Origin of the sequence: Streptomyces sp. NBC_00104 (assembly GCF_045160825.1) — a bacterium.
Classification (GTDB): domain Bacteria; phylum Actinomycetota; class Actinomycetes; order Streptomycetales; family Streptomycetaceae; genus Streptomyces.
In genome coordinates this window covers 3,838,544-3,861,470 of sequence record NZ_CP108215.1, presented here as the reverse complement: position 1 = coordinate 3,861,470, position 22,927 = coordinate 3,838,544, and the positions used below count along the sequence as shown (strand labels likewise).

General features: G+C 70.6%; 18 protein-coding genes and 2 tRNA genes. 16 read left to right on the top strand and 4 right to left on the bottom strand.

Going from position 1 to position 22,927, the window contains the following annotated elements:
- The first annotated feature begins 155 nt into the window (after positions 1 to 155).
- Positions 156 to 1,592 carry a GTPase ObgE gene (obgE, locus tag OG272_RS16975; RefSeq protein WP_326582823.1) on the top strand — a complete coding sequence of 479 codons (1,437 nt, stop codon included), beginning with the start codon at positions 156 to 158 and terminating at the stop codon, positions 1,590 to 1,592.
- Positions 1,593 to 1,787: 195 nt separating this feature from the next.
- Here obgE and OG272_RS16970 read toward each other — a convergent pair whose 3' ends face one another.
- Positions 1,788 to 3,848, bottom strand: a complete 2,061-nt coding sequence (locus OG272_RS16970) for a hypothetical protein (protein WP_327729727.1) — start codon at positions 3,846 to 3,848, stop codon at positions 1,788 to 1,790.
- Between the two features lie 323 nt (positions 3,849 to 4,171).
- Here OG272_RS16970 and proB point away from each other — a divergent pair, with 323 nt between their 5' ends.
- The 5 genes from proB (at position 4,172) to OG272_RS16945 (ending at position 9,211) form a co-directional block, all read left to right on the top strand.
- Complete coding sequence (gene proB, locus OG272_RS16965; protein WP_326582825.1) at positions 4,172 to 5,299, top strand: glutamate 5-kinase; 1,128 nt, start codon at positions 4,172 to 4,174, stop codon at positions 5,297 to 5,299.
- Positions 5,300 to 5,459: 160 nt separating this feature from the next.
- Positions 5,460 to 5,927: a hypothetical protein gene (locus OG272_RS16960; protein WP_326585828.1), complete on the top strand. Its 468-nt coding sequence runs from the start codon at positions 5,460 to 5,462 to the stop codon at positions 5,925 to 5,927.
- Between the two features lie 85 nt (positions 5,928 to 6,012).
- On the top strand, positions 6,013 to 7,299 hold the full coding sequence (locus OG272_RS16955; RefSeq protein ID WP_326582826.1) for a glutamate-5-semialdehyde dehydrogenase: 1,287 nt from the start codon (positions 6,013 to 6,015) through the stop codon (positions 7,297 to 7,299).
- 122 nt (positions 7,300 to 7,421) lie between these two features.
- Positions 7,422 to 8,018 carry a hypothetical protein gene (locus tag OG272_RS16950; protein WP_327729728.1) on the top strand — a complete coding sequence of 199 codons (597 nt, stop codon included), beginning with the start codon at positions 7,422 to 7,424 and terminating at the stop codon, positions 8,016 to 8,018.
- A 122-nt stretch (positions 8,019 to 8,140) separates the two neighbouring features.
- The gene (locus tag OG272_RS16945) at positions 8,141 to 9,211 is read left to right on the top strand and encodes a hypothetical protein (protein ID WP_327729729.1); all 1,071 of its coding nucleotides are present in this window, start codon (positions 8,141 to 8,143) and stop codon (positions 9,209 to 9,211) included.
- Between the two features lie 339 nt (positions 9,212 to 9,550).
- On the opposite strand, the gene OG272_RS16940 is transcribed toward OG272_RS16945, so the two are convergent.
- The gene (locus tag OG272_RS16940) at positions 9,551 to 10,681 is read right to left on the bottom strand and encodes a M48 family metallopeptidase (RefSeq protein ID WP_405893929.1); all 1,131 of its coding nucleotides are present in this window, start codon (positions 10,679 to 10,681) and stop codon (positions 9,551 to 9,553) included.
- Between the two features lie 98 nt (positions 10,682 to 10,779).
- Here OG272_RS16940 and OG272_RS16935 point away from each other — a divergent pair, with 98 nt between their 5' ends.
- The 9 genes from OG272_RS16935 (at position 10,780) to OG272_RS16895 (ending at position 16,265) form a co-directional block, all read left to right on the top strand.
- Complete coding sequence (locus tag OG272_RS16935) at positions 10,780 to 10,950, top strand: hypothetical protein (protein WP_326582830.1); 171 nt, start codon at positions 10,780 to 10,782, stop codon at positions 10,948 to 10,950.
- Positions 10,951 to 11,126: 176 nt separating this feature from the next.
- The gene (locus OG272_RS16930; protein WP_189781409.1) at positions 11,127 to 11,294 is read left to right on the top strand and encodes a hypothetical protein; all 168 of its coding nucleotides are present in this window, start codon (positions 11,127 to 11,129) and stop codon (positions 11,292 to 11,294) included.
- Positions 11,295 to 11,352: 58 nt separating this feature from the next.
- Entirely contained in the window at positions 11,353 to 12,063 is a 711-nt protein-coding gene (gene nadD / locus OG272_RS16925) for a nicotinate-nucleotide adenylyltransferase (protein WP_326582831.1), read from the top strand.
- Between the two features lie 16 nt (positions 12,064 to 12,079).
- Positions 12,080 to 13,855 carry a LytR C-terminal domain-containing protein gene (locus OG272_RS16920; protein WP_405893927.1) on the top strand — a complete coding sequence of 592 codons (1,776 nt, stop codon included), beginning with the start codon at positions 12,080 to 12,082 and terminating at the stop codon, positions 13,853 to 13,855.
- Positions 13,856 to 14,007: 152 nt separating this feature from the next.
- Positions 14,008 to 14,454: a ribosome silencing factor gene (gene rsfS, locus OG272_RS16915; RefSeq protein ID WP_326582833.1), complete on the top strand. Its 447-nt coding sequence runs from the start codon at positions 14,008 to 14,010 to the stop codon at positions 14,452 to 14,454.
- The gene (locus OG272_RS16910) at positions 14,451 to 15,119 is read left to right on the top strand and encodes a histidine phosphatase family protein (protein ID WP_405893924.1); all 669 of its coding nucleotides are present in this window, start codon (positions 14,451 to 14,453) and stop codon (positions 15,117 to 15,119) included. Before rsfS ends, OG272_RS16910 begins: the two co-directional genes overlap by 4 nt.
- 122 nt (positions 15,120 to 15,241) lie before the next feature.
- Positions 15,242 to 15,314: transfer RNA gene (locus tag OG272_RS16905), tRNA-Ala, on the top strand.
- A gap of 399 nt (positions 15,315 to 15,713) precedes the next feature.
- Complete coding sequence (locus OG272_RS16900) at positions 15,714 to 15,947, top strand: hypothetical protein (RefSeq protein ID WP_005479297.1); 234 nt, start codon at positions 15,714 to 15,716, stop codon at positions 15,945 to 15,947.
- Positions 15,948 to 16,192: 245 nt separating this feature from the next.
- Positions 16,193 to 16,265, top strand: a tRNA-Ala gene (locus OG272_RS16895).
- A 168-nt stretch (positions 16,266 to 16,433) separates the two neighbouring features.
- On the opposite strand, the gene OG272_RS16890 is transcribed toward OG272_RS16895, so the two are convergent.
- Together OG272_RS16890 and OG272_RS16885 are read right to left on the bottom strand one after the other, a co-directional pair.
- Positions 16,434 to 18,050 carry an NADH-ubiquinone oxidoreductase-F iron-sulfur binding region domain-containing protein gene (locus tag OG272_RS16890; protein ID WP_327729731.1) on the bottom strand — a complete coding sequence of 539 codons (1,617 nt, stop codon included), beginning with the start codon at positions 18,048 to 18,050 and terminating at the stop codon, positions 16,434 to 16,436.
- Entirely contained in the window at positions 18,047 to 19,438 is a 1,392-nt protein-coding gene (locus OG272_RS16885) for a cytochrome b/b6 domain-containing protein (RefSeq protein WP_326582837.1), read from the bottom strand. The genes OG272_RS16890 and OG272_RS16885 overlap by 4 nt, the downstream gene beginning before the upstream one ends.
- A 503-nt stretch (positions 19,439 to 19,941) precedes the next feature.
- On the opposite strand from OG272_RS16885, the gene leuS reads away from it, so the two are divergent.
- Positions 19,942 to 22,821 (top strand): leucine--tRNA ligase, encoded by a 2,880-nt coding sequence (gene leuS, locus OG272_RS16880; RefSeq protein WP_405893921.1) that lies wholly within the window; start codon positions 19,942 to 19,944, stop codon positions 22,819 to 22,821.
- Positions 22,822 to 22,927: the final 106 nt, after the last annotated feature.

Sequence of the window (22,927 nt, the reverse complement as noted above, 5' to 3'; positions counted from 1 at the left end):
GCCCGGTCTTTCGACCAAGGCTTCCGTAGAGCGATTCGTCGAGGCGGACCTCACTTCCCGTACGGTTTCCGTACGGGAAGTGGGTCCGCCTTTGACGTGTTACAGGTAAGACATTTCCGAACACCACGCATAGCGCGTATCTGGAGGCACCCACCATGACCACCTTCGTGGACCGCGTCGAGCTGCATGTCGCCGCGGGTAACGGAGGCCACGGCTGTGCCTCCGTCCACCGGGAGAAGTTCAAGCCGCTCGGCGGCCCCGACGGCGGCAACGGCGGCCGGGGCGGCGACGTCATCCTGACCGTCGACCAGTCCGTGACGACTCTCCTCGACTACCACCACTCCCCGCACCGCAAGGCCACCAACGGCAAGCCGGGCGAGGGCGGCAACCGCTCCGGCAAGGACGGCCAGGACCTGGTCCTGCCGGTCCCGGACGGCACGGTCGTGCTCGACAAGCACGGCAACGTCCTCGCCGACCTCGTCGGCCACGGCACGTCCTTCGTCGCCGCACAGGGCGGCCGGGGCGGTCTCGGCAACGCGGCCCTCGCCTCCGCCCGCCGCAAGGCGCCCGGCTTCGCGCTGCTCGGCGTGCCCGGGGGCATGGGCGACATCGTCCTGGAGCTCAAGACGGTCGCCGATGTGGCGCTCGTCGGCTACCCCAGCGCGGGCAAGTCCTCGCTGATCTCGGTCCTGTCCGCCGCCAAGCCGAAGATCGCGGACTACCCGTTCACGACCCTCGTCCCGAACCTGGGCGTGGTGACGGCCGGCGACACGGTCTACACGATCGCCGACGTGCCGGGCCTGATCCCGGGTGCCAGCCAGGGCAAGGGCCTGGGCCTCGAATTCCTCCGCCACGTCGAGCGCTGCAGCGTCCTCGTCCACGTCCTCGACACGGCGACGCTGGAGTCGGACCGCGACCCCGTCTCCGACCTCGACATCATCGAGGAGGAGCTGGCGCAGTACGGCGGGCTCGACAAGCGGCCCCGGATCGTCGTCCTCAACAAGATCGACGTGCCCGACGGCAAGGATCTCGCCGAGATGGTGCGGCCGGACCTGGAGGCCCGTGGTTACCGGGTCTTCGAGGTGTCCGCCGTCGCCCACACCGGGCTGAAGGAGCTGTCCTTCGCGCTCGCCGACCTCGTCGGCCAGGCGCGGGCCGCCAAGCCGAAGGAGGAGGCGACCCGGATCGTCATCCGGCCCAAGGCCGTCGACGACGCGGGCTTCACGGTCGTGCAGGAGGAGGACGGACTCTTCCGCGTGCGGGGCGAGAAGCCGGAGCGCTGGGTACGCCAGACCGACTTCAGCAACGACGAGGCGGTGGGTTATCTCGCCGACCGCCTCAACCGCCTGGGCGTCGAGGACGAGCTGATGAAGGCGGGCGCCCGCTCCGGCGACGGCGTCGCCATCGGGCCCGAGGACAACGCGGTCGTCTTCGACTGGGAGCCGACCGTCATGGCCGGCGCGGAGATGCTCGGCCGCCGCGGCGAGGACCACCGCTTCGAAGAGCCCCGCCCCGCCGTCCAGCGCCGCCGCGACCGCCAGGCGGAGCGCGACGAGCTCCAGCAGGAGTACGAAGACTTCGAGCCGTTCTAAGGGGCACCGGGTTCCTCGGGCGCCCGGGGTTTCCCGGACGCCCCGCCGTAGGCGCTCGGCGGGGGTGGGCCGCGCGACTCGGCACTACGAGGTGGCCGGAAGAGCAGGACCGGAAGACAGGACCAGAAGACAAGAAGGGCCCCGGAGGTGCTCACCTCCGGGGCCCTTCGTCTGTCGCTGGGCGAGCGCCTGTCGCTAGGCGAGCGCCTCGCTCGGTTCGCCGTCCGTGAGCTCGTCCCCCGCGTCCCGGGGCGAGGGGATCTCGGTGGCGAGACGGGACTCCATACGGACGCGGCGGTCGTCGGCCTTGGCGCAGAGCGCCTTCACCGCGCGGTCGAAGCGGACGAGGGAGGGCGGGTCGGACGGCCCGAGGAGCTGCTCCTTGAGGTCGGCGCGAGCCTTCACGAAGACGTCCTTCTCGGGGTTGCGGACCGCATCGAGCAGGGCCGGGACACCGCCCGCCTTGGGGGTCAGGACGACACCCGCGGAGACCGTCGGGAAGGCCGCCCGGAACGCCGCCTCCGGCAGCCCGGACGTGTTGGCCACCGAGTACGGCTTCTCGCTGGACAGCCAGTCGGAGACCACCGACGAGACATCGCTGATCAGCAGGTCGGACGCGTTGAAGCAGGCGAAGATCGCGGGCCGCGCCTCGGTGATGATCCGGTGCTCCCACTCCGGGAACGACGCCCAGTACGCCTTCTCCCAGGCCAGCGTCGCCTCGGAGATCGCCGCCTCACGGTCCCCGCTGGGCGTGCTCTGCAGCAGCATCCGCTCCATCTCGTCCGCGCTGGCACGGAAGGACGTCGAGGTCAGCTGGTCCAACGCGGCCGTACGGCGAGCGAGTTCGGCCGCCGCTTCCGCACCGGGACGCGCGCCCGAGCGCTTCGTGTTGGCCTCCCGGATCATCGCCTTGATGCGCTCGTTCGCGGCCCCCGCGCGCGGGTCGACCGAGCCGGTCATCGGGTGCGGCTTGTAGAGCAGCCGGACCTTGTCGTCGGCGAGGAGCCCCCGGACGATGTTCTCCCCGGCCAGGACCACGGACGTGTTGCCGGGGTTGCCGTCCCAGCCCTCCCAGGTGGGGGCGTAGAGGACGGTCGTGTACGTGCCGGTCGGCGGGCCCGCGTACGGGCGGATCGGTGCCAGCTGCGGGCGGCCGACCTCGACGATGTCCTTGTCCTCGACACCGACCTCGGCGAGGGCGTACCGCTCGCGCGCGGCGGGACCGGCGACCCACACCTCGTCGTACGCCTTCGCGTACGGGTTGCAGGAGGACAGCTTGTCGCTCTCGCCGTGGTTGATGAAGGCGTGCTTGACGGTGGGGATGCGCAGCACCTGGGAGGTCTTCGCGGCGTTGGCCGGGTGCAGCATCATCTTCAGCGTCGAGTTCTCCAGGGAGAACATCGTCGAGACCTTCGGGAAGCAGATGACCGGCACGTCCGTCGCGTCGATCTTCTGCACCATGAAGCGCTCACGCAGCACGATCAGCGGCTTCTCCAGCTGGGAGAGCGTGGAGAGCCACATGTTCGCCTGGTACGCCGACGTCGTACCGCCGGAGAAGTACATCGCGGTGGTCGGCCGGTACCGGGCGAGCCACCTGTCCAGCCACTCCATGACCTGCTGCTCGCTCTTGGCGCGCTTCTTCGGCAGCAGCCAGGTCGAGAGGTACGCGGTGCCCGCGACGAGGAGGGTCAGACCGATGCCGAGGCCGGCGCCGCCCCAGGTGGCGTCCTGTGTGGCCGCGGTGAGGACCAGGCCGGCCGTGATCGGCAGGGAGAAGGTCAGCAGCCGGTGGGCCTGGCGGCGGGCCAGGATGCGCGGCGGGGCGGCGGTCAGGCGCAGCTCGGAGGCGTCGATGTTGCGGGTGACGATCGGCAGCGTCCGGGTGCGGCGGACCAGTACCGAGACGGCCTGGCAGGCGAAGTGCACCGCGTAGAAGACGATGAGGCCGACCAGGAGCGGGGCCTGCTCGCGCAGCGGGTCGATGCCGTCGATGCGCAGCAGCCCCACCAGGATCAGCATGTCGCGCAGCAGCTGGCGTACCAGCGCGTCGAAGCGGACCTTGCCCAGCAGTGCGAGGAGTCCGGGATCCCGGTACTGCAGATAGGTGTCCAGGAGGAGACCCGCCGCACTGGCGGCGACGAACACGGGGATGTTCGGCAGCAGTGCGGAGACGATCTGGGCCGTGAAGAGCGCGAACATCGCGAACAGCGCTGACAGCTGCGCGATGCGGCGTGGTGCGAGGCCTGCGGAGGGCACGGGCTGGGCTCCTGCGGAGGGTGCGACGGACGGAGGGGGAAGTGAGTCAGGGGGGTGGCCTGAGGACGGCCGATCCCTGACCGTATGACCTAGGGCGGCCGGGGAGCAATCTCCGGCGGGAACAATCACCGGTAGTCGGACATAACGCATGGAACCTTGAGAGGTGTCTCACCATCTCTTCATAAAGGGCTCGGAGGCGGACCGCGGTCGTCCGCCCCGGATCCGGCGCCGTCCGCCCCTCGAAATGAGCACGCGTCCCGTCCGCCCGCTCCCGTAGATTGCGGAGTGCACACACCGGGCTGTTCGGAGCATTGGGGATAGGCGTGTCAGCGGCAAGACAGGGCGTGGCGGAAGCGCACCGGATCGTCGTCAAGGTGGGCTCCTCGTCGCTGACGACGGCGTCCGGCGGCCTCGACGCGGACCGGGTGGACGCCCTGGTGGACGTCCTCGCCAAGGCCCGCAGCGGGGGCGAGCGGGAGGTCGTGCTGGTCTCGTCCGGCGCCATCGCCGCCGGGCTCGCGCCGCTGGGCCTGCGCCGCCGTCCCAAGGACCTCGCCCGGCAGCAGGCGGCCGCCAGCGTCGGCCAGGGCCTGCTGGTGGCCCGCTACACGGCCTCCTGCGCCCGCCACGGCATCCGGGTCGGCCAGGTGCTCCTCACCTCCGACGACATGAGCCGCCGCGCCCACCACCGCAACGCCTCCCGCACCCTCGACAAGCTCCTCGCGATGGGCGCGCTGCCGGTCGTCAACGAGAACGACACCGTAGCCACGGACGAGATCCGCTTCGGCGACAACGACCGCCTCGCCGCCCTCGTCGCCCACCTCGTACGGGCGGATCTGCTGATCCTGCTCTCGGACGTGGACGGCGTGTATGACGGCGACCCCAGCAAACCCGGCACGTCGCGGATAGCGGAGGTACGGGGCCCCGCGGACCTCGCGCACGTGGAGATCGGCAGCGCCGGCAAGGCGGGCGTCGGCACCGGGGGCATGGTCACCAAGGTCGAGGCGGCCGCGATCGCCACCGGAGCGGGCATCCCCGTGGTCCTGACCAGCGCCGTCCACGCGGCGGACGCGCTCGGCGGCCGTGACACGGGCACGTACTTCCACCCCACCGGCAAGCGGACCGCCGACCGGCTGCTGTGGCTCCAGCACGCCTCCACCCCGCAGGGCGCCCTCACCCTCGACGACGGGGCCGTGCGTGCGGTCGTAGAGCGCCGCAAGTCGTTGCTGCCGGCCGGCATCGCGGCCGTCGAGGGCGACTTCACCGCCGGCGACCCCGTGGAACTGCGCGACGGCGCGGGGCGTGCGGTCGCGCGCGGGCTGGTGAACTTCGACGCCAAGGAGATCCCCCAGCTGCTCGGCCGCTCGACCCGGGAACTGGCGCGCGAGCTGGGTCCCGCGTACGAACGAGAGGTCGTACACAGGGACGACCTCGTCCTCCTGCACCCCTGACCAGCGGCCCCATGGAGGGGCCGGAGCACGGGCCCCGGCGGTGCACGTTCCGTAAAACCGCCACGCGAAGCCCCTGAGCCTGCTCAACTTTGTCCCAGGGAGATTCCGCACGACCTATTGCGAAGCACGAATCGTTGCGAAGGAGGCCGTCGTGAGACGAGTGCGCCCCGGGGCCGCGGCGTCCCGTGGTGGTGGTACCTCCCGTGCGGCCGGCGAGGAGCGGACGCTCACCAGCGTCGCCGCCTCGGACACGTACGAGAGCGACAGCGCCGAGAAGCCACAGGACCTGCCCCGGCTGTGGCACGTCACGCTGAGCGTCTCCGGCCCCGAGGCCCCCCTCAAGGAGGTGCGGCGCGGCCTCGAACAGCTCGCCCACGACCACCCCTTTCTGCTGACCAGCCGCTATGCCCACGACCACGCCGAGATCCGCTACTGGGAAGAGGCCCGCGACCTCCACGACGCCGCCGCCGTCGCCCTGCGCCTGTGGGGCGAGCACCGCCGGACGGCCGGGCTGCCGCCCTGGGAGATCGTCGGCCTGGAGGTCATCGACCGCCAGACGTACCACCTGCGCCTCGCCGAGGGATTCGGGCCGCCCCCGGCCACGCCTGTGGGAGTCCACCCCTTCTGACCGTCCCGCCGGGAGCCCCGCGGGGTGTGTCTCGCGCTGTGGAACAGCCGGTGAACGCCGCCACCGGGCGCACTACCCTTTCTCCATGACCTCGCTCTCGCCGTACGACTCCATGACGCCGGTCGCTCGGGCCGCCTACCGTGCCAAGGCCGCCGCAGCCGACCTCGCGCCGCTCCCGCGCGCCGACAAGGACGACGCGCTGCTCGCCATCGCCGACGCGCTGGAAGTCCGTACGAGCGAAATCGTCGAGGCCAACGCCAAGGACATCGAGCGGGCCCGTGAGGCCGGCACCAGCGAGTCGATCGTCGACCGGCTGACGCTGACCCCGGAGCGGGTCCGCGCGATCGCCGCCGACGTCCGCGACGTGGCCGCGCTGCCCGACCCGGTCGGCGAGGTCGTGCGCGGCTCCACCCTCCCGAACGGCATCGACCTGCGCCAGGTCCGCGTCCCGCTCGGCGTCGTCGGCATCATCTACGAGGCCCGCCCGAACGTGACCGTGGACGCCGCCGCCCTCTGCCTGAAGTCCGGCAACGCGGTCCTGCTGCGCGGCTCGTCCTCCGCCCACGAGTCCAACACCGCCCTCGTACGGGTCCTGCGGGACGCCGTCGGCGGCGCGGGCCTGCCCGCCGACTCCATCCAGCTCGTCCCCGGCGAGGGCCGCGAGTCCGTACGCGAGCTGATGCGCGCCCGGGGCCTGGTCGACGTGCTCATCCCGCGCGGCGGCGCCTCCCTGATCCGCACGGTCGTCGAGGAGTCCATCGTCCCGGTGATCGAGACCGGCACGGGCAACTGTCACGTCTACGTCGACGCCAACGCCGACCTCGACACGGCGGTCGAGATCCTGATCAACTCCAAGGCCCACCGCGTCAGCGTCTGCAACGCCGCCGAGACCCTCCTCGTCCACCAGGACATCGCCCCCGAGTTCCTGCCCCGCGCCCTCGACGCGCTCGCCGACGCCGGGGTCACGGTCCACGCCGACGAGCGTGTCCTCGCGTTCGCCAAGGAGAGCCGGGCCACGGTCGTGGAGGCCACCACGGAGGACTGGGAGACCGAGTACCTGTCGTACGACATCGCCGCGGCCGTCGTGGACTCGCTCGACCGGGCCGTGGAGCACATCCGGCTCTGGAGCTCCGGCCACACCGAGGCGATCGTGACGACCTCCCAGCAGGCCGCCCGCCGCTTCACCCAGCTGGTCGACTCCACGACGGTCGCCGTCAACGCCTCGACCCGCTTCACCGACGGCGGTCAGTTCGGTTTCGGCGCCGAGATCGGCATCTCCACCCAGAAGCTGCACGCCCGGGGCCCGATGGGCCTGCCCGAGCTGACCAGCACGAAGTACATCGTCACGGGCGACGGACACATCCGCCGCTGACCGGGCGGGTCTTTCGGTGGGGCGCCGGCCCGTTCCCGCGAACAGGCCGGCGACCAGCTGGCACAACGGATGAATTTCCTTACCGTCTGCCCAAATTGACCACCCCGGTCTACTCTGGATCCGTGCCGGAGGACGTGGGGGGCACGCCGTTCCCTGACGGCTGGGAGCCCGACGACGACCGCGACCGCGGGGGTATGGACGAAGAGTTCGCCTCCGTGGTCTTCGACGAGGACTTCGTACGGGCGGCCGTGGTCCACGAGCCGACCGCGATCGAACGTCTGCTCGCAGCGGCGGAGGCCCGTGCCGCGGCCCAGGAGGCCGAAGCCCGCCGGGCGCATTCCAGAGGCGCACGCGGCGACGACGACCGTTACGACGACGGCTTCGGCACGGACGGTCTCGATTTCGGCCGCGGTCGCGATGACGACCTGGACGACACCGAGATCCTGGAGGGCCGCTACGGCGCCGACGGGGCCTACGGCAGGCCGTACGGCAAGCAGACCCGCTGGCACCGGCCCGTCGCCTGGATCCTCGCCCTCGTGATGGGCATCGGCATGGTCGCGCTGGCCTTCACCGCGGTCTACCGGGGTGCCTCCTCCGGCCGCGACGAACTCCCGCTCCCGCCGACCACCAGCGGCGTCGAACAGGGCACCCGGACGGGCCCCTCCGCCTCCGCGGACTACTCCCAGCCGGCGGTGTCGGCGGACCCCCGCACCCCCTGAAACGGCCGCGCGCGGCCCCCGGCGGGCGGTTCGACAGCTCTTCGCGAACCTGGTGAGGACCTGTCAGAACTTGTCGTGTACCGCCGCGTTTACCGAGGCCCTGGGAGACCTACTCTCATTGTATGGGCGGGCCAGGAAACCCACCTGAGGGGACTCCCGAGGGCGCCCCCGGCGGTGGAGAGGACGAATACCGATCCGTCGTCTTCGACGAATCGTTCGTCCGCGCTGCCCGTCTCCAGGAATTCTCCGCCCAGGAGCGCCTCTCCGACCACGCCCCGGCCGTGCGCCGCCGCCCGCCCACGCGCCGCGGCTTCTCCCGGCAGGCCCTGGTCCTCGTCCTGCTGATCGCCCTCGCCTTCGGCACCGCGATCTACATGGGCGTCCGCCATCCGTACGACAGCCCGGCCGCGAAGCCCACCGAACCGCTCCGGATGACGGTGATCCCGCTGTCCCCGCAGTCCGCGGTGCCCGGCGCCGAGGAGCCGGAGACGCTGTACGCGCACAGTCCGGCCGCCCAGTTCCGGATCGGCGCCGAGGGCATCACGATGCCGGCCACCCGGCGCACCGAGCACTTCACCGACAGCCAGGTCGTCTCCGCGCTGACCATCGCCAAGGAGTACCTGGTCGCCTCCGCGCTCGACCCGGAGGTGCTCGGCGGCACCACCGTCCAGCCCGTGCGCCGGCTGCTCGACTCGGAGCAGCTCGACCAGTTCCAGCAGAGTTTCGATCATCCGGCGGCGGACGGGCGGCACGCCCCCACCGGCTGGCTGGTCCGCTTCGACCCGTCCCGCGCGGAACTCGCCGACCGCAAGATCCGCGTCCAGGGCACCCTCCAGGCCGCCGAGTTCGACTCCGGCACCCTGGAGGTCGTCGCCGCCCACACCCTCGTGTACGCGCTGCGACCGCCGGGTGACAGGGCCGACGCCGAGGCCTCGCTGTTCACCGTCCGGCGCGAACTGCACTTCCGCTTCGACCAGGACGACCTGCGCACCCACCAGGTCGAGGTCGTCGTCTCCTACGTCCAGGCCGGGCCGCTGGCCTGCGCCGACGACGCCACCAACCATCTGCGCCCGCTGCTCGCCGGCCAGACCGCCAAGGCGGGCGGCCCGTCCGCCGGCACCGACCCGTACGGCACCGGCGCCGCCACGGCCCTGTGCGGCTCCCTCGCGGAGAGTGCGCAGCCGAAGGTGTGAGGGAGGCGCGGTGTCGGGCCCCTGGGCCGGTGATACACCGCACCACTGCCCTGTGGAGCTGCCCTGGCCATGGTGATGACCCACGTCGATGTCGCCGCCGGTCACTCGCCGCCGCGCATGCGGCGGGGGACTTCCGGCCGGAGGCGCGATGCGCGGGCCGCTCGGCGGCGCCGGAGCGCGAGCCGCCGCCCCCGCCGCGGCGCTCGGCCGGGCCTCTGCCCGAGCGCCGGGGCCCGGGTCCCCGGCCCCGGCCGCGGCGCTCGACGCGAGAAAGCGCCCGGTTCGAAGGCGGACCTTCGGGGCCGGGCGCTTTCTCGCGTCAGTGACCGTCGCCGTGCGTCACTCGTTGTCCCGGCGCCTGTCCTCCTGGGCGGTGTCGGTGCCACCGCCCTGGCCCGGGTCGGTGTCGGTGCCCGAGCCGTTGCTGCCGCCCGCGAAGCCGCCGAAGCCGCGCCGGACCCGGCCGCCGAGGTCGCCCGCGCCGCCCGCGATGTCGGTGACCAGCTTCATCAGCGGGTCCTTGGAGTTCTTGACACTGCTCGTGTAGTGCGTGGCCGACTCGCGGAAGGAGTCGGTCACCGAGGTGTCCTTGTCCTCGCTGCGCCGCGGGTAGTGCCCGTCCATGATCCGCTGGAAGTCGCGGGACTCGGCCCACTTCTTCAGCTCGGCCGCGCGCACGGTGGTGAAGGGGTGCGAGCGGGGCAGCACGTTCAGGATCTTGAGGACGGAGTCGCGCAGGTCGCCCCCGGCCTCGTACTCCTCGGCCTGCGCGAGGAACGCGTCCACGTTCATCTCGTGCAGGTGGTTGCCGCCCGCGATCTTCATCAGACCGCGCATCGACGCCTGGACGTCCTGGCCGACCAGAAGGCCCGCGCGGTCCGCGGACAGCTCCGACTTGCGGAACCACTCGCGCAGCGCGGTCACGATCGCCATGATCGCGAGGTTCCCCAGCGGGATCCAGGCGACCTTCAGGGCGAGGCTCGTCAGGAAGAGCAGTATCGTCCGGTACACCGAGTGGCCGGAGAGCGCGTGGCCCACCTCGTGCCCGATGACGGCCCGCATCTCCTCCTCGTCGAGCAGCTCGACGAGCCCGGTGGTCACGACGATGATCGGCTCGTCCAGGCCGATGCACATCGCGTTCGGCTGCGGGTCCTGGTTCACGTACATCGGCGGGACCTTCTCCAGGTCCAGGATGTAACACGCGTCCCGCAGCATGGTGTTGAGGTGGGCGAACTGCTGGTCCGAGACCCGTACGGAGTCGGACAGGAACAGCAGCCTGAGGCTGCGTTCCGGCAGCAGGCCGCTGAGCGCCTTGAACACCGTGTCGAAGCCGCTGAGCTTGCGCAGCGCCACCAGCGCCGAGCGGTCCGCGGGGTGTTCGTACGCCCGGGAGGAGATCCCCTCGAAGCGCCTGCGCTGCCTGCTCGGCACGTTCTCGTGCCCGTTCTGCTCGTGGCTGTCGTCCGGCATGTTTCCCCCATGCTCTGTTTGCCCATGTTGCCCCCGAAGCGGGGTCCAGCCTAGGCGGAGTTACCGTGGCAGGGCATCAACCGTAAGGAGCGATCTCCATGGGACATCTCCCGCACCTGCCGGCATCCGCCTGGCTCACCGAGGCCGCGGACACCGCCGCGAAGGAACAGGGAGCCGGCAACCTGCTGCGTGTGGTGCTGATCGTGATGGTCCTGGGCTCCGTCCTGATGGCGTGGTTCCTGCTGCGGGGGTACAAGCGGAACGAATGACGCCCGCCGACGGGAAGGACGTACAGCGCGCGCGAACGGTTGCTCGTACGCGAAGTACGCGCTCGGCGGCGCCCCCGTTCACTCCCGGGCGGAGTCGACGTGATCGCGGCGGAGGCTCCCGCTTACGATGGGCGGGTCTTCATCCCGATCCCACCACCGGATAGGTCACGCCGACGATGAGCTTCCACAGCACCGCTGCCGACTTGGTCACTTTCGCCGCCGAGGGCGGCGGGGAGCACGGCGGCAACCACGAGAGCCTGAGCCCCTACCTGACCGGCGGCGGAGCCTTCTTCGCCCTGATGCTGCTGCTGTGGATCACCACCCGCTTCAACCGCGATCGCTAATCCGCGCAAAAGGACGTTCGAACGGTGCGCGTCGGCCGGGCCGGTAGGCTCTCCACGCATGGGAGAGCAGGAAGTGCCTACCGGTCCGGAGCACGACAAGACGGCGGACCAGGCGCACGACACCACGGACGGCCGGTCCGACAGTGCCTCCGGCGCACCGGGAAACCGTCCGTCGGAGCCAGGCCGGCGCCGTCTCGGCGTCATGGGCGGAACGTTCGACCCGATCCACCACGGGCACCTCGTGGCGGCCCAGGAGGTCGCCGCGCAGTTCGGTCTCGACGAGGTCGTGTTCGTGCCGACCGGCCAGCCGTGGCAGAAGTCCCACCAGTCGGTCTCGGCGGCCGAGGACCGCTATCTGATGACGGTCATCGCGACGGCCGAGAACCCCCACTTCTCGGTGAGCCGCATCGACATCGACCGCAAGGGCCTCACCTACACCATCGACACCCTGCGGGAACTGCACGAGCTCAACCCGGAGTCGGACCTCTTCTTCATCACCGGCGCCGACGCCCTCGGCCAGATCCTCACCTGGCGCGACGCCGAGGAACTCTTCTCCCTCGCGCACTTCATCGGGGTCACCCGTCCGGGGCACACCCTGGCCGACCCGGGCCTGCCCGCAGGCGGGGTCTCGCTGGTCGAGGTCCCGGCGCTGGCCATCTCCTCCACAGACTGCCGTGCGAGAGTCGCCAAGGGCGATCCCGTCTGGTACCTGGTGCCGGACGGCGTGGTGCGCTACATCGACAAGCGGCAGCTGTACCGCGGCGAGTGAGCCGAGAGGGGCACCGGTGAACGACCGATACGACGCCACCTACGGGGGCGACCAGCAGTACGAACTCGTCGGCTACGACGAGTACGGACAGCCGGTGTACCGGCAGGCACCCGCCCAGCAGGTGCCTCAGCAACAGGCGTACGACCCCTACGGGACGCAAGCGCCCCAGGGGTACGGCCAGGGCTACGGCTACGACCCGTACGCGACCGGGCATGCCCAGCAGCAGCACACCCAGGGGTACGGCACGGGCTACGACACCGGCCAGCAGGCACCGGGGCCCGCCTACGACCCGTACGACCCCTACGGGCAGACGGCGGTCACCGGACGGCAGGCCCCCGTCGCCGAGCAGACCGCCTACATCCCGCAGCAGTCGGCACCGCCGCAGACCACCGAGGAGAGCGGACCCCGCCCCGAGGACGCCTCCCCGGAGCAGGACCCCGCCGAACGGGATTACCGGACCGAGCAGTTCGCCTTCGTCGAGGATCCCGACGGTGACTCCGAGGACGTCATCGACTGGCTGAACTTCACCGAGAACCGCACCGAGCGCCGCGAGGAGGCCAAGCGGCGGGCCAAGAGCCGGATGATCGCCCTGGTGGTGGCCCTCGCCCTGGTCGCCGTCGGCGGCGTCGGCTACATGGGGTGGGCGGGCATGCTGCCCGGCTCGTCCCCGGACGGGCAGACCGGCACCACGACCTCGGCGGCCGCCCAGAAGCGGGACGTGGTCGTCGTCCACCTGCACGACACCAGGAAGGGCGGCACTTCCACGGCGCTGCTGGTGAACAACGCCACCACCGAGCAGGGCGCCACCGTCCTCATCCCCAACGCCCTCGCCCTGACCGGGGACGACGGCACCACGACGACCCTCGCCAAGTCCGTCGACGACGACGGCTCCTCCGGCACCCGCGACGCGCTCGACACCGTCCTCGGCACCGACATCGAGGGCACCTGGCGGCTGGACACCCCGTACCTGAACAACCTCGTCGGACTCGTCGGCAACATCGACGTCGACACGAACACGGACGTGCCCGACCCCGAGGCCGAGAAGAAGGGCGCGGCGCCCCTGGTCACCAAGGGCAAGCAGCAGACCCTCAGCGGGAAGATGGCCGTCGCCTACGCCACCTACCGGGCCTCCGGCGAGTCGCAGGACGCGCAACTGGAGCGGTTCGGGCAGGTCATGCAGGGCGTGCTGCGCAAGCTGTCCTCCGACGCGCAGGCCGCCACCGTCACCGTGCAGACGCTGGCCCAGATCCTCGACCCCTCGCTCAGCGACGAGGACCTCGGCGCGTTCCTCGCCAAGCTCGCCGACCACGCCAAGGGCGGCGACTACAAGTCCGAGCTGCTGCCCGTCCAGCAGGACGGCACCCTCAGCGCCGAGGACTCCGACAGTGTGGTCAAGGACCTGCTCGGCGGCGCCGCGAAGAGCCCCGACGCCGGGGACGCCGTCCGGGTCGGCATCCGCAACGCCACCGGCCAGAAGGACGCCACCGAACAGGCCCGCGTGGTCGTCCTCAACGGCGGCTACACCTTCCTCGACGCGGGCACCACCGCCACCGCCCAGGCCACCTCCCGGGTCACCTACTCCGACGCGGCCCGCAAACAGGACGCCATCGAGGTCGCCAAGACCCTCGGCCTCCCGACCGGCGCCGTGAAGAAGGGCGAGACCACCTCCAACGCCGACGTCTCCGTCGTACTCGGCCAGAACTACGAGACGACGAGCACGACGGGGGAGACCGGGACGACGGGAACCACGGGAACCACGGGAACCACGGGAACCACGGGAACCACGGGCTGATCGGACCGGCATGATCAGCGATCAGGCCCCTGAGCCGCCGCATCGGCGCCGCTCCGGGGCCTGATCGATTAACACGTGGGGCGGTGTCGGTGGGCCGTGAGACCCTTGGGGTAGCCCGTGAGGGTTCCTGACCGACGACCGAAAGCCGTGAAGTGACCGCCACCGACCGCTCTCTCGAGCTCATCACCACCGCCGCGCAAGCGGCCGCCGACAAGCTCGCGCACGACGTCATCGCGTACGACGTCAGCGATGTGCTGTCCATCACGGACGCATTCCTGCTCGCCTCCGCGCCCAACGACCGCCAGGTCAAGTCGATCGTCGACGAGATCGAGGAGCGCCTGAACAAGGAGCTCGGCGCCAAGCCGGTCCGCCGCGAGGGCGACCGCGAGGCCCGCTGGGTGCTGCTGGACTACGTCGACATCGTCGTGCACGTCCAGCACAGCGAGGAGCGGGTCTTCTACGCCCTGGAGCGGCTCTGGAAGGACTGCCCCGAGCTGGAGCTGCCCGCCGACGCCAAGGCCACCCGGGGCAAGGGCGCCGAGCACGCCAAGCTGCGGGCCGCCGAGGAAGCCGCCGAGCTGGGCGAGGAGGTGCGGTGAGCGCGGGTACCGACTCCGTCGATCGCAGGGGCCGGGGCCGCCGCCTCATCCTGTGGCGGCACGGCCAGACCTCGTGGAACGTGGAGCGCCGCTTCCAGGGCACCACGGACGTCGAGCTGACCGAGACGGGCCTCGGCCAGGCCCGCCGCGCCGCCCGGCTGCTCGCCTCCCTCAAGCCCGACGCGATCGTGGCCTCCGACCTCCGGCGCGCCGCGAACACGGCCGCCGAGCTGGCCGAGCTCACCGGCCTGGAGGTCAGCCACGACGAGAGCCTGCGCGAGACCTACGCGGGCGTCTGGCAGGGGCTCACCCACGACGAGATCATCGCCCGGCACGGCGAGGAGTACGCCGCGTGGAAGCGCGGCGAGCCGATCCGCCGGGGTGGCGGTGAGCTGGAGACCGAGGTCGCCGACCGTGCCGCCCCCGTGGTGCTGCGGCACGCCGACAAGCTTCCGGAGAACGGCACCCTCGTGGTCGCCAGCCACGGCGGCACCATCCGCACCACCATCGGGCGTCTCCTCGGCCTCGAGCCCCACCACTGGGAGAGCCTCGGCGGCCTCTCCAACTGCTGCTGGTCCGTCCTCGGCGAGGGCGCCCGCGGCTGGCGGCTCCTGGAGCACAACGCCGGCACGCTGCCCGAGCCGGTGCTCGGCGACGACGACTGAGCCCGTAAGACGACTGAGCCCGTAAGAGGCCTGGTCACGCGGTCCGCGGCCCGGATTTCACTTTCCGGCTGGTCGCAGGCTAAAGTTCTTCTTGTTCGCCCCGCCGAGTGGGAAGAACGCAAGGGGCTATAGCTCAGTTGGTAGAGCGCCTGCATGGCATGCAGGAGGTCAGGAGTTCAATTCTCCTTAGCTCCACAGATCGGTACAGAAGATCCCGTTCCCGCGAGGGAGCGGGATTTTTCGTGTGTGACCTGCGTCCCTTCTTGAGCACACGCCGTCCTGGAGGCGTATACCTCTGCGGACGGCCTTCTTTCCCGCCGCTTGCCCGGACTGGTACGAAGGCGTCGCTGACCGTATTGGTCCGGCCGTGGCAGAATCAAACGGCCGGAAGGGGGCGCGGCCCGACGGGAGGGAGAAGCGATGCCTGCGAGCATCCGCGGGAGGGTCCACGACCTTCCCGCAGCGGTGGTGATGCGGAGCAAGACCACCCTCCTCTGCCCTTCCTGCGGCTCGCTCCACGTTGCCCAAGTCCTCGGTGACAACGGAGGGATCTCCTACGTGTGCACGGCCTGCGGCCACAGCTGGAGCTGATCGATGGGTGCACACAGGAGGAAGTGCGACTGGTGCGGCAGCGGCACGCCCATCGTCCGCGACATGGAGCCTGTCAACGCCGACTACCAGTACTGGTGCGAGGAATGCGCCAGGGCGCTGATCATAAAAGGCGACCCGATCGAGACGTACCGAGAGCTGGAGGGGGAGCCGATCTACGGCCGGCTCCTCGAAGAGCACTGCACACTCAAGCGCTTCTACTCGTTCGTGACGGCTTGAGCGTCAACTCGGCGCCGTACCCCGCCACCGCCCGCCGTCGGCCCGCCACGGGCGCCACAGCGCCCTCGTGAGGGCCGTCGGCGGCGGGGTCGTGAACGGCGGGTGGGCGGTGGGCGGTTCGGAATCCGACATCGGTCATCGAATCCACCCATAATCCGCACCCGCCGGAAACGATTTGGTGGTGCGCGCGAGGGACCGGTAATGTTGGCGTCGTCGCCAGGGAGACCGGGCGGACAACACGGCAAGGGGCTATAGCTCAGTTGGTAGAGCGCCTGCATGGCATGCAGGAGGTCAGGAGTTCAATTCTCCTTAGCTCCACAGAAAAGACCCCGTCCAAGTGGACGGGGTCTTCGCGTTGTTGGCGGTCACGGCGACAGTGACCGACCGGCGACAGTGACCGACCGGCGACAGTGACCGGCGACGGCGGAGCGAGGAAGGGCGGGCCACCCCCTTCGGGGTGGTCCGCCCTTCGGCGTACGTGTGGTCTCAGCGACCGCTGCCCAGGGCCCGGCGGCCGCGGCCCTGCGAGAGGACCGGGAGGTTCCGGGACGGGGCGGCGGCGCGGTTGTCCTCCTCCAGACGCAGGGCGAGCGCCGGGCAGCGGCGCACCGCGCGCAGGGCCTTGGCCTCGGCGTACTGGGGGACCTTCGCCTGGGCGACGGTGGGGAAGCCGTCGGCGCCGAGCTGGAAGACCTCGGGGAGGATGTCGGCGCACAGGCCGTGGCCCCGGCAGAGCGTCCAGTCGACGAAGATCTTCTGGCGGCTGGCGCCGCTCTCCTCCTCGCCGGCGCCGCCCGGGATGCCGGTCGGCATCCTGCCGCCCTCGAAGAGCGGCAGCACGCCTTCGACGGGACGGCCGCAGCCGTTGCCGAGGACATGCGCGGCGAGGTCGTCCGTGAACGCCTTGATGGTCGATTCCAGGAACATCGCGGAGCCGTCGGGGTGCGAGCACGCGCCGCGCCGCTTCACGTTCTTCGCGACCTGCTTGAGGGCCTCCAGGGCGGCGGGACCACCGCCGTTGAGGATGTCCTCCATACCGCGCGCGGCGGCCGGCAGACCGAGATAGCAGGGACCGCACTGTCCCGCGCTCTCCTCGGCGAGCCACTTGGCCACCTGGAGCGACTCGCCGAGCGGGCAGGTGTCCTGGCTGATGGGCAGGATCGCGCCCGCGCCGAGCGCACCGCCCACCGCGTCCAGCGAGTTGCGCGAGACGACGGCCTCGTTGACCGTCGCCGCGTCGATCCACTTGCCGTGGTAGCCGCCGGTCAGCACGCCCTGCGGGACCGGCGGCGCGCCGGCGAGCTGCAGGATGTAGCGCAGCGGCACACCGGTGGGAGCCTCGATCACCATGGGGCGGGCGACCGCGCCGGAGACGGTGAGCATGACGGTGCCCGGCTCGTCGTACAGACCGGTGTTGCCGTACCGCTCGGAGCCGATGCGGGCGCCGATGGCGAGTTGGGCGAAGGTCTCGGCGTTGGAGAGCAGGGTCGGCGCGCCGCCGACACCGCTCTTGGACGCGCTGGTCTTGCGGCCCGGCGGGATGGGCGGGCCGCCGTCGATGGAGCGGATCAGCGAGCCCGCGGCGCCGGTGACCATACGGACCGGGTTGCGCTGCACGCTCGCGCGGATGGCGGCGCCGCGCCGGTTGCTCAGCCCGCGCTCGGAGAGGGCCGCCTCCATCGAGCGCTGGGTGGATTCACGTGTCACCCCGATGACGAGCTGGCGGGCGCCCAGGGCTTCGGCGACCAGCAGGGCGCCGTCCAGGATGAGGTGCGGGGCACGGTTGATCAGCACCGTGTCCTTGCGGCAGGCGGGTTCGTCCTCACTGCCGTTGACGACCACGACGGGCCGGATGCCGCGCTTGATCGCCGACTCGGCGACCGACCGCAGTTTCTTGTGGAACGGGAAGCCCGCGCCGCCCCTGCCCTTGAGGTTGATCCGTTCGGACAGCTGGGCGAGCTGTTCCCCGCCCATGGGTTCGAGCGGACCGTGCACCTTCAGGTGCATGGGGAGGTCGAGTCTCTCGACGAGATCGAAGCCCGACGTGAGCTGGGGGAGCCCCACCACACGGACTTCGGGGACGTCGGGAAGGGCCTCGTTCACTTAAATCCTCCGGAAGGCGCGTTCCAGGGTTCGCCTGAGCCCGGCTGGTTGTAATCCTCGTAGCCGGGCAGCGTTTCAGTGGCGGGACCGCTGTTGTACGTGTCGTTCGGGTTGTACGTGCCGTAGGGGGCGTTCGTCTCAGCCGTTCCGTAGGAAGTTTCGGAAACCCCCGTGTTGTACGTCTCGCCCGGGTACGCCTGGCCCGGGTACGCCTGCCCCTGGTACGTCTGCCCGCCCAACGGCTGCCCGGCGAAGGTGTCCTGCATCGGGTCGTACGACGACGGGGGTGCCTCGCCGACCGGCGGCGGGGACGGGGCCGGCCAACGCGTGCCCGTGCCGGCGCCGTCGTCCATGCGGGGCATGGCCTGCGTGGGCTGCATGTCCAGCGGCTGCTGCTGGGTCAGGTAGGGCGCCGTGGGCTCCTGGGCGCGGGGGGTCATCGACACCGCGCGGTAGGCGGCCGCGAAGCCGGGGCCGCTGTCGGCCGAGGCGGCGGCGCGCTGCGGGGGAACCAGCGGATCGCCCAGCGGGGGCTGGCTCTGCCCACCGCCGAAGCCGGGCAGCGGGAACTGGCCGGTGTCGCGCATCTGGTCGCGCTGTCCGCCTTCGCGCCGACCGCCCTCACGCCGGCCGCCGGGCTCGTCGAAGCCCTGCAGGGCCGAACGGGACTTCACGAGCTCGTCGACCTCGGGAGGCCGCTGTCCGTCGGTGCCCAGGATCGCGGAGATGCGCTCGACCACCTGGCGCTTGACCGGGCGCGGCGCGGCGCGCAGCAGCAGGGCGGCGGCGACGGCGACCAGGCCTGCGGAGTAGAGGATCACGAAGATCGGCTTCGCTTCGCGACCCGCGTAGAGTCCGTGCACCAGCGCGAAACACCAGGCCGGGTAGGCCATCATGTGCATCGCCCGCCAGCGCGCCGCGACCGGCGCGGGGGAGGCGAAGTTGCTGCGCAGCGCACCGGTGATCGCGACGAAGATCATCATGGACCCGGCGGTCGCACCGAAACCGATGAGCGCGCCCGACCCCGTCACGCCGAGGGCGAAGGGGAACAGGGCGATCGCGGAGACGTGGTTCAGCGCCAGCTTGACCGAGACATGCAGCACGAGGAACGCGACCGCGGCGATGGCGGTCGTCCGGTGGACGGCCTGGCCGATGATCCGCTGGCGCACGGTGAGCAGGGTCCGGTCCTGGGCGACGAGCCCCCAGAGCACCGAGCAGGTCAGCGAGACGAGCGAGAGAACGCCTGCGCCGAAGTCGAGGAACTCCCGGTACGCGTCACCTCCGACCAGCACACTTACGGGTATCAGCAGCAGAGCGGCAGCCGTGGCTATCCCGTAGGCCGAGCGGCCTGTCTGGGGTAGCGAGCTGTTACTGCGACGAGGGTTCATGGGGGCAACTCCGAACAGTTCGGGAAAGCGGTCCCGTCGTCGAACTGTAAGTGGTGCCAATACCGGGCGGTACGGGGTTTGAGTTATTGCGTTGTTATCAAGGGTCAATCTCACATCGGTGATGCCCCTTAGTGGTTGTTACGCGAAGTAAGTTTTGAATAAAGTTCAACTTTTTTGGCCGGATCCCGTGGCTGACACGCCGCTGCTCTCTGTCCGTCAGCGGTCCGTCAGCGGTCCGTCGGCGGTCCGCCGGTGGTCCGCCGGTCGCGTCTCCGGCGACCCGTCGACGGCCGGGAACCTCGTCGCGACGGCTGCGGGGGCTGCGGTACCCTGAGCCCATGCGTGCCGTACGCCTTCTGCTTAGCGAGCCGCGCTGATCAGTCCCGACCGCCGATGCACGGCCTGGTCGGAATCAGCGCGGCGTCCCCTCCTGTGCGAGGGGATTTTTCGTTTCCTGGACGAACCGCCCGCTGGCAGAGACGATCGATGGAGCCTTGAGGATCATGAGCGAGACGAACCCCGCTGCCACAGGTATGCCGGTGGATGCCGCGCCGTACCGCTACACGGCCGCAGTCGCGGCCGAGATCGAGGCACGCTGGCAGGACTTCTGGGACGCCGAGGGCACCTACGCCGCCCCCAATCAGAGCGGCGACCTGGCGGGCGACCCGGAGCTGGCCGCCCGGCCCAAGAAGTTCATCATGGACATGTTCCCGTACCCGTCCGGTGCGGGCCTGCACGTCGGCCACCCCCTGGGGTACATCGCCACCGACGTCTTCGCCCGCTACCAGCGGATGACCGGGCACAACGTCCTGCACACCCTGGGCTTCGACGCCTTCGGCCTGCCCGCCGAGCAGCACGCCGTGCAGACCGGTGAGCACCCCCGGATCACCACCGAAGCGGCCATCAACAACATGAAGTCCCAGCTGCGCCAGCTGGGCCTGGGTCACGACAAGCGCCGGTCGTTCGCCACGATCGACCCGGACTACTACAAGTGGACCCAGTGGATCTTCCTGCAGATCTTCAACTCCTGGTACGACGACGAGGCGAAGAAGGCCCGCCCGATCGCCGACCTGGTCGCCCAGTTCGAGTCCGGTGAGCGCGCGGTGCCCGGCGGCGGCTCCTGGAGCGCGCTGAGCGCCACCGAACGCGCCGACGTCCTGGGCGGGTACCGCCTGGCGTACGCCTCCGACGCGCCGGTCAACTGGTGTCCCGGCCTGGGCACCGTGCTGGCCAACGAGGAGGTCACCGCCGACGGCCGCTCCGAGCGCGGCAACTTCCCCGTCTTCAAGGCCAAGCTGCGCCAGTGGAACATGCGGATCACCGCGTACGCCGACCGGCTGCTGGACGACCTGAACGAGCTGGACTGGCCCGAGGCCATCAAGCTGCAGCAGCGCAACTGGATCGGCCGCTCCGAGGGGGCCCGCGTCGACTTCCCCGTAGACGGGGAACGCATCACGGTCTTCACCACCCGCCCCGACACCCTGTTCGGCGCGAGCTACATGGTCCTGGCCCCCGAGCACCCGCTGGTCGACAAAATCACCCCGGACGCCTGGCCCGAGGGCACGCACGACGTGTGGACCGGCGGTCACGCGACCCCGGCCGACGCCGTCACGGCCTACCGCGCGCAGGCCGCCTCCAAGTCGGATGTGGAGCGGCAGGCCGAGGCCAAGGACAAGACCGGTGTCTTCATCGGCTCGTACGCGACCAACCCGGTCAACGGCGAGCGGATCCCGGTCTTCATCGCCGACTACGTCCTGATGGGCTACGGCACCGGCGCGATCATGGCCGTACCCTGCGGCGACCAGCGCGACTTCGAGTTCGCGCGCGCCTTCGAGCTGCCGATCCGCTGCATCGTCGAGCCGACCGACGGCCGTGGCACGGACACCTCCACCTGGGAGGACGCCTTCGCGGCGTACGACGCGAAGATCATCAACTCCACCGGTGAGGGCGTGTCCCTGGACGGCCTGGGCGTCGCCGAGGCCAAGGCCCGCATCATCGAGTGGCTGGAGCGCGAGGGCATCGGCCAGGGCACGGTCAACTTCCGCCTGCGTGACTGGCTGTTCAGCCGCCAGCGCTACTGGGGCGAGCCGTTCCCCATCGTCTACGACGAGGAGGGCGTCGCCCACGCGCTGCCCGAGTCGATGCTGCCGCTGGAGCTGCCCGAGGTCGAGGACTACTCGCCGCGCACCTTCGAGCCGGACGATGCCGACACCCGGCCCGAGACGCCGCTGTCCCGCAACGAGGACTGGGTCAACGTCACCCTGGACCTGGGCGACGGCCGCGGCCCGCGCCCGTACCGCCGTGAGACCAACACCATGCCCAACTGGGCCGGTTCCTGCTGGTACGAGCTGCGCTACCTGGACCCGCACAACTCCGAGCGGCTGGTCGACCCGGAGATCGAGCGGTACTGGATGGGCCCGCGCGAGGGGCAGCCGCACGGCGGGGTCGACCTGTACGTCGGCGGTGCCGAGCACGCCGTGCTGCACCTGCTGTACGCGCGCTTCTGGTCCAAGGTCCTGTTCGACCTGGGGCACGTCTCGTCGGCCGAGCCGTTCCACAGGCTGTTCAACCAGGGCATGATCCAGGCCTTCGCGTACACCGACTCCCGTGGGGTCTACGTCCCGGCGGCCGAGGTCGAGGAGCAGGACGGCAAGTTCTTCTACCAGGGCCAGCCCGTCAAGCGTGAGTACGGCAAAATGGGCAAGTCCCTGAAGAACGCCGTCACTCCGGACGAGATCTGCGGTGAGTACGGCGCCGACACCCTGCGTCTGTACGAGATGGCGATGGGCCCGCTGGACGTCTCCCGGCCGTGGGACACGCGCGCCGTGGTGGGCCAGTTCCGCCTGTTGCAGCGGCTGTGGCGCAACGTCGTCGACGAGGCCACCGGTGAGGTGACCGTGGTGGACGCCGAGCCCGGCGAGGACACCCTGCGGGCGCTGCACAAGGCCATCGACGGGGTACGGCAGGACCTGGAGGGCATGCGGTTCAACACCGCGATCGCCAAGGTCACCGAGCTGAACAACCACCTGACCAAGGTGGGCGGCCCGGTGTCCCGCTCCGTCGCCGAGGCCCTGGTCCTGCTGGTCGCGCCGCTGGCCCCGCACATCGCCGAGGAGCTGTGGCGCAAGCTGGGCCACACCGACTCCGTCGTCCACCGGGACTTCCCCGTCGCCGACCCCGCGTACGCCGTCGACGAGGCCGTCACCTGCGTCGTCCAGATCAAGGGCAAGGTCAAGGCCCGTCTGGAGGTGTCGCCGGCCATCTCCGAGGAGGAGCTGGAGAAGCTGGCCCTGGGCGACGAGAAGGTCGTCGCCGCGCTGGCCGGGGCACCGATCCGGAAGGTGATCGTGCGGGCGCCGAAGCTGGTGAACATCGTCACGTGAGCCGGGCGGCCCGTGGGGTGGCTGTCCGTAGTCGTAGCTGTCCGTAGTCATACGGCTGTCATCGGGTAGCGGCCTGCTGTCGGTGCGCAGGGGTTCGGGGTCGTCC